Genomic DNA, 12,585 nt, shown 5'->3' on the forward strand with positions numbered 1-12,585 from the left:
TTCCGGATGATCAAACGTCAGCGGCGCGCCCGAGAGCAGGAAGGTCAGCAGCGGCAGGCCGAGGATCAGGCCGGCCACGACCCAGGGGGTCGGGAAGATCTGGCCGGTGGCGTCCTGGCGCTTATGAGCCCAGCGGGTGACGAACCAGCTGGCGACGATACCCACCGCCAGCGCCGCCCAGATCAGGTGGAAGCCGGGTTCGGCCACCGGGGCCGGCATCGACAGGCCGCGGATGTTGAGGAAACTGCCGAGAAACTCGATGCTCTGGCGCGGTTGCGGCAGCGCGCGCAGCACGGCGAAGTACCAGAAGAAGATCTGCAGCAGCAGCGGGATGTTACGGAAGATCTCGATATACAGCGCCGACAGCTTGGCGATCAGCCAGTTGTCGGACAGCCGGGCGACACCGAGGATGAAACCGAGGATGGTCGCGGCGATGATGCCGAGCACGGAGACCAGTATGGTGTTGAGCAGGCCGACGAAGAAGGTGCGACCGTAGCTGGAGGCCTCGGTGTACTCGATCAGTGACAGCGGAATACCGAAGCCCGCTTCCTGCGACAGGAAGGAGAAACCGGTGGTGATACCGCGCTGTTCCAAGTTGTTCAGGGTGTTGTCGATGATGAACCAGGCGAAGGCGCCGAGGGTCAGCACGAGCAGGATCTGGAACACCAGTGCGCGTTTGGCCGGGTCGTTCCAGGGTTTGACATGGTTGTCATTTGTAGCGGGTGTATTGGGTCGATCCGTTGGCATCGGTTGTCTCTCCAGCCTGCGTAAAGCGTTGGGTGGAAGCACGGGGCCGATGACCGGCCCCGTGTGACGAACGGATAGTTAGCGGATCGGTGGGGCGTACATGATGCCGCCGTTGTTCCACAGGTTGTTCAGACCGCGGGTGATCTTCTGCGGGGAGTCCTTGCCGACGTTACGGTCGAAGGCTTCGCCGTAGTTGCCCACCTGCTTGACGATCTGGTAGGCCCAGTCCTCGGCGATACCCATACCCTTGGACAACCCTTCTTCACCGCCGAGCAGACGCTTGATGTTGGGGTTGTCGCTGGACTTCATCTCATCCACGTTGGCGGAGGTAACGCCCAGCTCCTCGGCGTTGATCATCGCGTTCAGCGACCACTTGACGATGTTGAACCACTGGTCGTCACCCTGGCGTACCACCGGGCCGAGCGGCTCCTTGGAGATCACTTCCGGCAGCGCGACGACGGAATCGGGGTCGGCCATGCGGGTGCGCAGGCCGAAGGCCTGGGACAGGTCGGTGGTGAAGGCATCACAGCGGCCGGTATCGAAGCTGGTGGCTGCCTGTTCGTTGGTATCGAATACCACCGGGGTATGCTGCAGGCCGTGGGTACGGAAGTAGTCCGCCATGTTCAGCTCGGTGGTGGTACCGGACTGTACGCAGATGGTGGCGCCATCCAGGTCCTTGACGCTGGTCAGGCCCAGATCCTTCTTCACCAGGAAGCCCTGGCCGTCATAGTAGTTGACGCCGGCGAAGTTGATACCGAGCTGGGTGTCGCGGGTCAGGGTCCAGGTGGTCACGCGCGACAGCACGTCGATCTCACCGGAGGCCAGCGCGGTGAAACGCTCCTTGGCGTTGAGCGGGATGTACTTGGCCTTGCTGGCATCGCCCAGCGCGGCCGCGGCTACGGCACGGCACACATCCACGTCCAGGCCCTGCCAGTTGCCCTGCTCATCGGGCACCGAGAAGCCGGGTACACCCGAGGTCACACCGCACTGAACATAACCGCGTGCCTTGACCGCATCCAGCGTGCCTTCAGCCTGCGCCTGGCTCGCGAAACCGGCCAGTGTGATGGAGATGGTTGCGGTTGCCAATAAGGTTTTTCTCAACATTATTTACGTCCTCGTTGGTGAGTTTTATCGCAAAGCTCGTATGCGGAGCTTGGTTTTCCCTGTTGTTGACTGATCGATCAGTTAGCAAAACCTGTTCCATGCCGCCGTGTATCTGGCGCCGTACTGTTCTGAACGGACGCGCGCTGACGCTATCTATCGCCATGACTGGCCTGATGGTCAGGTTATCGGCATATATATGTGTAGTCGTAAAATGACAAAACAGCCAATCAACCAAAGAGTTAAAGCAGTTGGTTTAGGCTCTGAGCAGCGGCCAAACCTAGGTGTTATTGCACAGCCCATGAGCGGGGTTGCGCGATTTTGGTGCGCCTGTTCGTCGTCGTCGCTTCTGGTTTAAAGTAGAGTGATACCTAAAGGCTCCAAGGAGACGCAGCGAATGTTCGATCCCGCCCAAGTTGCTATACCGGCTTCCCTACAACCCTGTCTGGAGCGGAACTGGACGCGGATCTCGCCGGCGATCGAACAGCTCGGCAGCTGTCCGGACGGGATCGCCAGCGACCTGCCCCCTGTGCTTATTGGCAGTGATTACCTCTGTGAACAGCTTGAGCGCCAGCCTGAGCTGCTGGCCGAGTTGTGGCAGGGCGGCGATTTGGCAGCGCCCTATCTGCAGGGTCAGATGCGCCAGCGTGCCGAGCGGTTTCTGAATGGTTGCGACTCGGAAGCGGAGCTGCACCGGCGTCTGCGTCTGTTCCGGCGACGCGAGATGGTACGCATTATCTGGCGTGACCTGAGCCGTCGCGCCGATCTGGCCGAGACCACGCTGAGTCTGTCAGAGATGGCCGATGCACTGATCGACCTTAGCCTCGACTGGTTGCATGAGGATGCGGTCAAGCGCTGGGGTCGGCCGATGGGGCCCGACGCCAAGGGCAATCCGGTCGAGCAGAGGCTGGTGGTGCTGGGTATGGGTAAGCTCGGCGCTTTCGAGCTCAACCTGTCATCCGATATCGACCTGATTTTCACCTACCCGGAGAACGGCGAGACCGATGGCAGCAATCGTACCCTGTCCAATCAGGAGTTCTTCACCCGGGTGGGCAAAAAACTGATTCAGGCGCTGGATAACGCCACGGTCGACGGCTTCGTGTTCCGTGTCGATATGCGCCTGCGCCCGTTTGGCAGCGTCGGGCCACTGGCCTGCAGCTTCGATGCGATGGAAACCTACTACCAGGATCAGGGGCGGGAGTGGGAGCGTTATGCCATGGTCAAGGCGCGGGTGGTGGCCGGCGATCAGCAGGCCGGAACCGAGCTGCTGACACTGCTGCGGCCTTTCGTCTACCGCAAATATATCGATTTCAGCGCCTTCGAATCCCTGCGCGAGATGAAGGCGTTGATCAATCGGGAGGTGAAACTCAAGAACCGGGACCAGAACGTCAAGCTCGGCGCCGGCGGGATCCGTGAGGTGGAGTTTATTGCCCAGGCGTTCCAGCTGATCCGTGGCGGTCGCGATCCGCGCCTGCAGCAGCGCGAGCTGAGCGCCATCTTGCCGTTGCTGCCAGAGTGTGTCGGCATGCCGCAGGAGGTGGTTGACGAGCTGCTCGACTCCTATCGCTTCCTGCGCGATACCGAACATGCGCTGCAGGCACTGGCGGACCGCCAGACCCAGGAGTTGCCGCACGACGAGCTGGGGCAGGCGCGCCTGGCCTACGTGATGGGGTTTGACGACTGGGCCCGATTCAGTGATGCCCTGGCCGGTTACCGGAGCAGCGTGTCCCGCCACTTCGCCGAGGTGATCGCACCGGTGCAGCAGGAGCAGGCCGACAGCGCGCGGGAGCAGCAGAGTGTCGATTGGCACAGATTATGGGATGAGGAGCTGGAGAGCGAGGCCAGCGAGCAGTTCCTGCAGTCGCTGGGCTTTACCGATCCCGCACGGGCGTTGCAGCAGCTGCGCAACCTGCAGCAGCTGCGCACCGTACAGATGTTGCAGCAGGTGGCCCAGGTCAGGCTGCAGGCGGTGCTGCCCCGGCTGTTGCAGGCGGTTGGCCGAAGCGAGAATCCGGAGCTGACGCTGGAACGCGTGCTGCTGCTGATCCAGGCCGTGCTGCGCCGCTCAGCCTATCTGGTGCTGCTGGCCGAGAATCCGGGCGCACTGGATCAATTGGTGCGGTTGTGCTCGGCGAGCCAGTGGTTCGCCGACCAGATCTCCCGCCAGCCGGGTCTGCTCGATGAGTTGATCGACCCGCGCACCCTGTTCACGCCGCCGGACAAAAGCCGTCTCAATGACGAACTGAGACAACTGCTGCTGCGGATTCCGGAGGAGGATACCGAACAGCTGATGGAGGCGTTGCGCTACTACAAGCATGCCCATGTGCTGCGCGTGGCGGCGTCCGATATCACCGGTGCGCTGCCGCTGATGAAGGTCAGCGACTATCTGACCTGGCTGGCCGAGGTGATCCTCGATGCGGTGCTGGAGATCGCCTGGCGCGATATGACCGGCAAGTACGGTGTGCCCCAGCGCGTCGCCGGTGAGCCCTGCGATCCCGATTTCATTATCGTCGGTTACGGCAAGCTCGGTGGCATCGAACTGTCCTACGGCTCCGACCTCGATCTGGTGTTCATCTACGATGCCGATGCCAACCTGACGACCAAGGGCGGTCAGCGCGAACTGCCCAACCCGGTGTTCTTTACCCGTCTTGGCCAGCGCATCATCCATATCCTCGGTACGTTGACGCCGTCCGGGCAGCTGTACGAGGTGGATATGCGGCTGCGCCCGTCCGGCAACTCCGGCCTTCTGGTCAGCTCGTTGCAGGCGTTCGAACAGTATCAGCAGAATGATGCCTGGACCTGGGAGCATCAGGCGCTGGCGCGTGCCCGCGTGGTCAGCGGCAGCGAACGCTTGAGTGCAGGCTTCGCCGCCGTGCGTGAAACGATCCTGGGGCGTGAGCGCGATCTCGACACTCTGCAGACCGAAGTGCGCGAGATGCGCGAAAAGATGCGCCAGCAGTTGGGTACCTCGGCGGCGAAGGAGGGGCAGGAGTTCAACCTCAAGCAGGACCGGGGCGGTCTGGTCGATATCGAGTTCATGGTGCAGTACCTGGTACTGGCTCACGCCCATCGCCATCCCGAGCTGATGCGCTGGAGTGACAACATCCGCATGCTGGAATCGATCGAGCAGGCGGGGCTGCTGGTGCCTGAGCAGGCCGAGGAGTTGCGCGAGATCTACAAGGCCTATCGTGCCTTCAACCATCGCCGGACGCTGCAGAATCAGCCGACGGTGGTCAGTGGCGATCAGCTCAGTGAATATCGGGCACGGGTCAGTGCATACTGGGCCGAGTTGATGGAGCGCTGATGGTTTTCTACGGTAGCTCTGTGCACCTGAGCTGCCGCAGATTTCGGGCATAAAAAACCGGGCCTAAGTGCCCGGTTTCTATTTAGGGAATCGATCGCTTCAGATGTCGAGCAGCCAGCCGAACTTGTCTTCGCTGCGGCCCCACTGGATATCGTTTAGCGCGCGGCGCAGACGCAGGGTGGTTTCACCGATACCGCCGTTGCCGACGTTGTACTCCTTGCCGTTGTGAATCAGCGTACCGACGGAGGTCAGCACCGCCGCGGTGCCGGACAGAGCCGCTTCGCAACCCGGCTTGGCCGCGCGCTCGAGCAGCTCTTCAACGGTGAGCTGGCGCTCGGAGACCTTCATCCCCATGTCCCGGGCCAGGGTCAGGATGGAGTCGCGGGTGACACCGTGCAGGAAGGTGGAGTCCAGCGCCTTGGTGATGATCTCGTCGCCGTCGATCAGCAGGAAGTTGGCGGCCCCGGTCTCCTGAACGTCACCACCCGGGCAGAACAATACCTGGTCGGCCTTGAATTCGGCACGGGCCTTCATCGTCGGCTGCAGGGCGCCGGCATAGTTACCGCCACTCTTGACCATGCCCATGTGCGGCGGGCAGCGCATATTCTTGTCGTCGATCAGCAGACGCAACGCGCGGTCGCCGCCGGAGAAATAATCGCCCACCGGCGACAGCAGGACGTAGAAGCAGGACTCCAGCGTCGGCACCGCGGCCTTGCCGATCGCCGGCTCGGTACCGATGTGGGTCGGGCGGATATACATCGATCCCGGCGGCTCCGGCACGTCGGAGGCGAAGCGGCTGACGATCGAGGTGATCATATGTGCCACCTGGGCCTGGTCCAGCTTCGGCAGTGCAAGCAGCTCAGAGCTCTGCGCGATACGGGCGATGTTGCGGTCCATGCGAAAAATCTTCACCGAGCCATCCTCATGGCGGAACGCCTTCAGACCTTCAAAGCAGGTGCTGGAGTAGTGCAGCACGTGGGCGCCGGCATGCAGCTGCAGACTGTTACTGGCCACCACCTGGCTCTCGCTCCAATGGGAGCCGTCGAACCAAGAGATCGCCATTTCTGGCATGAAAACGGAGCCAAACGCGGACATAGCAGACCACCCTAATCTACACAGTGAATGAGACGGTGCGCCTGATCCGGTACTAGATAGCCGGCAGAAAGCGCATGAACAAGAGAGTAGATTGTATGCATCCACGCAAAAAATGGAATTGTCCCGTGCCGAAATAGTCGTTTCTGGATGCGTCCAGGGGTGAGCGGGAGGTGTGTCGGAATATCCAGCGCGAGTGGAATTGTTTATCATATGCGCGCTAGGACGGGCTGCATTTGAGCGGCAGTTGAAAGGGGTGAGTTTGGCGCAGATTCTGATCATCAGTGACGGCAAGGCGGGACATCGCAACCAGTCGCTGGGGCTGGCCGAGGCGCTGCAGCGTCGGCGCAAGCAGGTCGAGATCCGCGAGATGGCGCCGCTGCCTGGGAGGCGGGCGCTCAAGACGCTGCTGACCGGACGCGCAGCACAATTGGGAGCGAAGCCCGGACTGGTCATCGGCGCAGGACACAGTACCCATCTGACGCTGTTGGCGCTCAAACGCGTTTGGCGAGTGCCGGCGGTGCTGATGATGAAGCCGACCCTGCCTATTGGGTGGTTCGATCTTTGTCTGATCCCCGAGCACGACCAGCCGCCGACGCGCGACAATGTGGTGGTGACCCGCGGAGCCCTGAACCGGATGCGGCCGGGCGACAAGGTTGCCGGCAGCGGTATGATGCTGATCGGCGGTCCGTCTAAGAGTAATGACTGGGATGAAACCGGGCTGATCGAGCAGCTCCGTAGTATCATTGGCCAGGCTCCAGATATCGATTGGCGCTTGACCACGTCGCGTCGTACACCACCATCGACCTTGGAGTTGCTGAAAACACTGCGCGGTGTCGAGGTGGTGCCGGTGGAGGAGACGACTCAGGGTTGGTTGCCGGCGCAGTTGGCGGGCACGGAGCAGTGCTGGGTCAGCGAAGACAGTGTGTCGATGGTGTATGAGGCGCTCAGTGCAGGTTGTGCCGTAGGCACCTTGGCCGTGCCCTGGACGCAGCGGGGAAGACTGTACCGAGGGCTGATGTCGCTTGCCGAGCAAGGGGTAATCATCCGCTACCAGTCGGGCCAACCGGTTGACCTTGTACCGCCAGTTGCAGTCTTCGACGAAGCGAGCCGCTGTGCCGAATTGATTTTGAATAGAGGGTGGTTATGAGTCTTGCCGCGCTGGACCGGATATCGTTGGAACAAGTTAAGATAGGCATCGTTGGACTCGGCTATGTCGGTCTGCCGCTCGCCGTTGAGTTCGGCAAGCACTATCCGGTTGTGGGGTTCGATATCAACGTCGACCGGATCAGTGAACTGGAACGCGGCCATGACAGTACGCTCGAGGTCGAGGACGAAGAGCTTCGCGCAGCCAGCCAGTTGCAGTTCAGTGCCGATGCTGCGGTGTTGCAGTGCTGCAACGTTTATATCGTCACCGTGCCCACGCCGATCAATGGCCAGAAACAGCCGGATCTGACGCCTCTGATCAAAGCTTCCGAAACCCTCGGCCGTGTGGTCAAGAAAGGCGACATCGTTATCTACGAGTCCACCGTCTATCCCGGTGCCACCGAAGAGGATTGCATCCCGGTCATCGAGCAGGTGTCGGGGCTGGTGTACAACCGAGACTTCTTCGCCGGTTACAGCCCTGAGCGGATCAACCCGGGTGACAAGGTGCACCGCGTCACCACCATCAAGAAGGTGACCTCAGGCTCGACGCCGGAGGTGGCCGAGCTGGTCGACCGGCTCTACCGCTCCATCATCACCGCCGGTACCCACAAGGCCAGCAGCATCCGCGTCGCGGAAGCCGCCAAGGTGATCGAAAACACCCAGCGCGATCTGAACATTGCGCTGGTCAACGAGTTGGCGATCATCTTCAACAAACTCGGTATCGATACCCTAGAAGTGCTCGAAGCCGCCGGCACCAAGTGGAACTTCCTGCCGTTCCGCCCCGGTCTGGTGGGTGGGCACTGCATCGGCATCGATCCCTACTACCTGACCTACAAGGCGCAGTCGGCGGGCTACATCCCCGATGTGATTCTGGCCGGGCGGCGGATCAACTCCAACATGGGCGCCTATGTGGCCGACGAGATGGTCAAGGCGATGCTGAAGCGGCGTATCCATGTGGCCGGTGGCCGCATTCTGATCCTGGGCCTTGCGTTCAAGGAGAACTGTCCCGACCTGCGCAACACGCGGGTGGTGGATATCATCCACGCGCTGCGGGAGTATGGCGCCGAGGTGGATGTGTATGATCCCTGGGTCGACCCGGAGGAGGCGTTGGCGGAGTATGGCATCGAGCCGCTCAAAGAGATGGCAGCGGATACCTACGACGGCATCGTGCTGGCCGTGGCCCATCAGCAGTTCCACGACCTGGGCACTGAGGCGATCCGCCGCTGGGGCAAACAGGAACATCTACTGTACGATCTGAAATATGTGCTACCCGCTGGCGAGGCAGATCTGAGACTGTGATCAAGGATGAGGGTTTTTCCGTGACAAGCGTGTCCCGACAAGTGTCGATTTTCAGCAAGCAGCGACTCGAGCAACTGGCGACGCTTAGCGTCTACCTCGTGCTCGGTTATGTGGTCAATCTGATGTTTTTCCTGCCCATCGGAGATCAGTACCTCAAGCCAGTCATCGCACTGGCGCTGCTTTTCTGCCTCGGCCATCGCAGCGCTATTTCCAGTTGGGGCGTTGGACCCGTTAAGTCACTGCTGCTACCGATGTCACTGTACTCTGCGGTGTTGGTGACCTCCTATCTGGTCGGCGACGGGTATATGAGCACCATTCGCATGTTTATCTATTGCTCGTTGTTCATCTACGCCGCATCGGTGGTCAGGCTTCAACCCCAATACCTGGCCGTGCTGTGTATTCTGGCGGCGGTCGAGATGCTGATGTTGATCGGCTATCGTTGTGGCTGGGAGGAGTGCTCGCGATTCGGCGGCTTTACCAATCCAATCTTTTTCGGCATGTATGCATTGAGCATGTCGGTGCTCTGCACTTACCTGGCCTGTGCCTTCGCCAACGGCTGGCGGCGCTGGTTGCTCTACGTTTCAGCCGTAGTCTTTCTAGCGGCAGCGGGGCTGACGCAGACCCGTGGCGTGATGCTGGCGATGGTGCCACTGCTGCTGATCTTTGCGTTCTATCTCTATAAGCACAAAGCCTTCTCCGCCAGGCGAGTGGTGTTCACGCTGGTGGCGGCCACCTGCCTGACCGGTTTTGTCGGTTTCGAATCGGGCGCCTACAAGCGAATCTCCAAGGTCGAAGAGGAGCTGGTGCCGGCGCTGTCGGAAGGGGCCAGCGGCAGTGCTTACGACAGCTCCATCGGTTTTCGTATCCTGATGTGGAAATACGCATTGTCGGTGACGATGGAGCATCCTGTGTTCGGCGCCGGCAAAGAGCGCTTTCAGCAGTATAAGGAGGAGTGGGTCGAGCAGGGCCGTTTTCCCGACGAGTTGATCGAGTATCTACCGACGAGCGCCCATGCCCACAACCAGTTTTTCCAGGAGCTGGCCATGCGAGGCCTGATCGGCTTTGCCGCGCTGCTGGCTCTGCTAGCTGTGCCCGCGCGAAAGTTTGTCAGCATGATCCGTAGCCGCGAAACCGAGTGGCCAGGCTATATCGGTCTTAGCCTGGTGGTGGCCTACGCCACCTTCAGTCTGACCGAGGTTGCGCTGAAACATCCGGAAAAGATCGCCGTCTTCACGGTTATCGGCTTTATCGCCTTGAGCCTGGGACGTAGTGCGCCCCGACCGATGGGCACCGCTGCGTGAAAGTGATGCAGGTACTGCCCGCGTTGGACGGAGGTGGTGTCGAGCGCGGTACCCTGGAGGTTGCACAGTACCTTGTTCACCAGGGGCATGAGTCGGTGGTGTTGTCCGCCGGTGGTGCGCTGGTTCCGCAGCTGGAGCGCGAGGGCAGCCGCCATATCTGTCTGGATATCGGGCGCAAGTCGCCGTTCACCTTCAAGCAGATCTGGCAGGTGCGGACCCTGTTGCGCCGGGAAAAACCCGATATTCTGCACCTGCGTTCGCGTATGCCGGCCTGGGTATGCTGGCTGGCCTGGCGGGGACTCAAACCCGAGGAGCGTCCCCATCTGGTGACTACGGTACATGGACTCTACTCGGTCGGGCGCTACAGCAGCATCATGTGTCGAGGGGAGCGGGTGATCGCCGTGTCCGATACGGTGAAAAGCTATATCGAACAGAACTACCCGAAAACCGATAGACAACGGGTGCGGGTCATCTTCCGCGGCATCGATCCTGAGGTGTTCAAGCGCGGTTATCGGCCCGGCGAAAGTTGGCTTCAACAGTGGCGCGCGCAATACCCGCAGATGGACGGACAGAGAGTACTGACGCTGCCGGGACGACTGACCCGTCTAAAGGGGCATCATGATTTCATCGACCTGATTCGTGACCTGCGCGCCGACAAACTCCCGGTTCATGGATTGATCGTGGGTGGCGAGGACCCCAAACGCCAGGCGTATGCCCGCGAGTTGAGGCAGCGGGTGCGCAGTGAGGGGCTGGAGAACGCGATTACCTTCACCGGTGCCCGATCGGATATCCGCGAGATCTATGCCGTATCGGACCTGGTGTTGTCACTGTCGACCAAGCCCGAGTCCTTTGGTCGTACCGTGGCCGAAGCGCTGAGCCTTGGTGCGGCTGTTGTCGGCTATGCCCACGGCGGTGTGGCGGAGATTCTGGATGCCGTGTTTCCGCCCGGCAAGGTACCCTGCCGAGATCAGGTACGATTGAAATTGGTCGTAACCGATCTGCTGGCCCATCCCCAGGAGCCGGGGGCGATGCCATTCTTGCAGCAGCAGATGCTGGAGCAGACGCTGAACTGTTATCGCGAATGCCTGGATGGTGGCCTGAATGGTTAGGACAAGCGAGAGCGCGGGATCAAACGTTGTGGAACAGAATAGCCTGCCGGTTAATGTGGTGTGCCTGAAATGGGGCACTAAATACCCGGCCGAGTACGTCAATCGCCTGTTTCGCATGGTGCGTCGTCAACTGCATCGGCCATTTCGTTTCTACTGTATGACCGAAGATGGCAGCGGGTTGGCCGAGGGAGTTGAAGTCTTACCCTTGCAGGAGACCGGGCTCCACGGTTGGTGGTACAAGCTGTCGTTGTTCCAGGCCGATTTCTACGGGCTTCAGGGCGACATGATCTACCTGGATCTGGACGTGGTGATCGTCGACGAGATCGATTTTCTGGTCGACCAGCCCGGCGATTTCCTGATCATCCGTAACTGGTCGCGCAACCTTATGTGGAACAGCTCGGTGATGCGTTTCCGTATCGGTCGCTATGCCCATATCTGGGAGGGTTTCCTTGCCGATCAGCAGCGGATCATGCAAGAGCTGAATGGCGATCAGGAGTGGATCTACGCCTGTGTTCCAAACGCGGGTAACTGGCCGGCGGATCGTGTCCTCTCCTATAAGAAGAGTCTGGATTCCAAGTGCTGGCGCTGGGCGGAGAAGCTGGGTCTTGGCCGGTTGGGGCTTAAGGCACCGGATAGCCTGGATACTGCTTTGCCGGAGCACGCCTCGATCATCATTTTCCACGGCAAGCCGGACCCAGAGGATGTGGCGGATAGCGCCTACGGCTTCTGGAAACGCGCCTCCTTCATTCAGGACGCCTGGAGTGACAGCTGATGCTGCTGAACGTGCTGAAAAAGCGCAGGGCGAAAGCGCTGGGGATCAAGCTTAGTAAGGTCCAGCTGATCGACAGCAGGAGCATACTGAGGATTGAATCGCCGGCGAAGCTGGGCAGTGTGCAGGTGCTTAAGGAAGCACCTGAACTCATCCGCATCGGTGCCCACAGTTATATCCGTAGCGGAGAGCTGCATTTTGTCGCGGAGATCGGCCGCTTCTGCTCGTTTGGCAGACAGGTGACAATCGGCCAGGATGGTAGAGGGCATCCGCTGGACTGGGCATCGACCAGTCATGAGTTGTGTGTATCCCACCGTCCAACCCCGGCGTTAACCAGGATCGGTCATGATGTCTGGATTGGCGATGGGGCCGTGGTGATGGCGGGTGTGTCGATCGGAACCGGGGCGGTCATAGCGCGCAATGCCGTGGTGACGAAAGATGTAGCGCCCTACCAGATTGTTGGCGGTAATCCGGCGCGGCCGATCCGACCCCGGTTCAGCCCGGAGGTGTCGGAGGCCCTGTTGCAATCTGCTTGGTGGCAGTATCCGCTGGCCGAACTTCGCACCTTGGATTATGAGCAGCCACAGCGGTTTATGGAGCAACTTGGAGCGCTAATACCACGGCAAGCGACCTATGCCGTGATCGATGTGGGTCGAGGAAAGGTTGGCGTATGCCGCGACTGAGTGTAGGACGCGGCTTGGAATCGAAAGACGAACT

10 protein-coding genes are annotated in these 12,585 nt (G+C 60.5%); 7 read left to right on the plus strand and 3 right to left on the minus strand.

Annotation, left to right across the window (positions count from 1 at the left end; all coding sequences use genetic code 11):
• Both IEX40_RS12280 and IEX40_RS12285 read right to left on the minus strand, forming a co-directional pair.
• Positions 1-747: ABC transporter permease subunit (locus IEX40_RS12280; RefSeq protein ID WP_188748690.1), on the minus strand; the 747-nt coding region annotated here is incomplete at its 3' end.
• A gap of 78 nt (positions 748-825) precedes the next feature.
• A complete protein-coding gene (locus IEX40_RS12285; RefSeq protein ID WP_188748691.1) occupies positions 826-1,851 on the minus strand; it encodes an amino acid ABC transporter substrate-binding protein in 1,026 nt (341 codons plus the stop codon).
• A gap of 394 nt (positions 1,852-2,245) precedes the next feature.
• Between IEX40_RS12285 and glnE the strand changes: the two genes are divergently transcribed.
• On the plus strand, positions 2,246-5,152 hold the full coding sequence (gene glnE / locus IEX40_RS12290) for a bifunctional [glutamate--ammonia ligase]-adenylyl-L-tyrosine phosphorylase/[glutamate--ammonia-ligase] adenylyltransferase (protein WP_188748693.1): 2,907 nt from the start codon (positions 2,246-2,248) through the stop codon (positions 5,150-5,152).
• A 99-nt stretch (positions 5,153-5,251) separates the two neighbouring features.
• Here the strand turns inward: glnE and IEX40_RS12295 are convergent, their stop codons facing one another.
• Entirely contained in the window at positions 5,252-6,247 is a 996-nt protein-coding gene (locus IEX40_RS12295) for a branched-chain amino acid aminotransferase (RefSeq protein ID WP_188748695.1), read from the minus strand.
• Between the two features lie 253 nt (positions 6,248-6,500).
• Between IEX40_RS12295 and IEX40_RS12300 the strand changes: the two genes are divergently transcribed.
• Genes IEX40_RS12300 through IEX40_RS12325 form a run of 6 tightly spaced genes read left to right on the plus strand, consistent with a single transcriptional unit; the run spans position 6,501 to position 12,551 of the window.
• Positions 6,501-7,394 (plus strand): mitochondrial fission ELM1 family protein, encoded by an 894-nt coding sequence (locus tag IEX40_RS12300; protein ID WP_229680769.1) that lies wholly within the window; start codon positions 6,501-6,503, stop codon positions 7,392-7,394.
• Positions 7,391-8,689 carry a Vi polysaccharide biosynthesis UDP-N-acetylglucosamine C-6 dehydrogenase TviB gene (gene tviB, locus IEX40_RS12305; RefSeq protein WP_188748699.1) on the plus strand — a complete coding sequence of 433 codons (1,299 nt, stop codon included), beginning with the start codon at positions 7,391-7,393 and terminating at the stop codon, positions 8,687-8,689. Before IEX40_RS12300 ends, tviB begins: the two co-directional genes overlap by 4 nt.
• A 41-nt stretch (positions 8,690-8,730) precedes the next feature.
• Entirely contained in the window at positions 8,731-9,990 is a 1,260-nt protein-coding gene (locus IEX40_RS12310) for an O-antigen ligase family protein (RefSeq protein ID WP_188748702.1), read from the plus strand.
• Between the two features lie 5 nt (positions 9,991-9,995).
• Positions 9,996-11,099 (plus strand): glycosyltransferase family 4 protein, encoded by a 1,104-nt coding sequence (locus IEX40_RS12315; RefSeq protein ID WP_188749372.1) that lies wholly within the window; start codon positions 9,996-9,998, stop codon positions 11,097-11,099.
• A 28-nt stretch (positions 11,100-11,127) separates the two neighbouring features.
• The gene (locus IEX40_RS12320; RefSeq protein WP_188748704.1) at positions 11,128-11,871 is read left to right on the plus strand and encodes a hypothetical protein; all 744 of its coding nucleotides are present in this window, start codon (positions 11,128-11,130) and stop codon (positions 11,869-11,871) included.
• Positions 11,871-12,551, plus strand: coding sequence for a CatB-related O-acetyltransferase (locus IEX40_RS12325; RefSeq protein ID WP_188748705.1), 681 nt, complete (start codon positions 11,871-11,873; stop codon positions 12,549-12,551). Before IEX40_RS12320 ends, IEX40_RS12325 begins: the two co-directional genes overlap by 1 nt.
• Positions 12,552-12,585: the final 34 nt, after the last annotated feature.

The organism is Marinobacterium zhoushanense (assembly GCF_014641945.1).
In the GTDB taxonomy this organism is placed as follows: domain Bacteria; phylum Pseudomonadota; class Gammaproteobacteria; order Pseudomonadales; family Balneatricaceae; genus Marinobacterium_D; species Marinobacterium_D zhoushanense.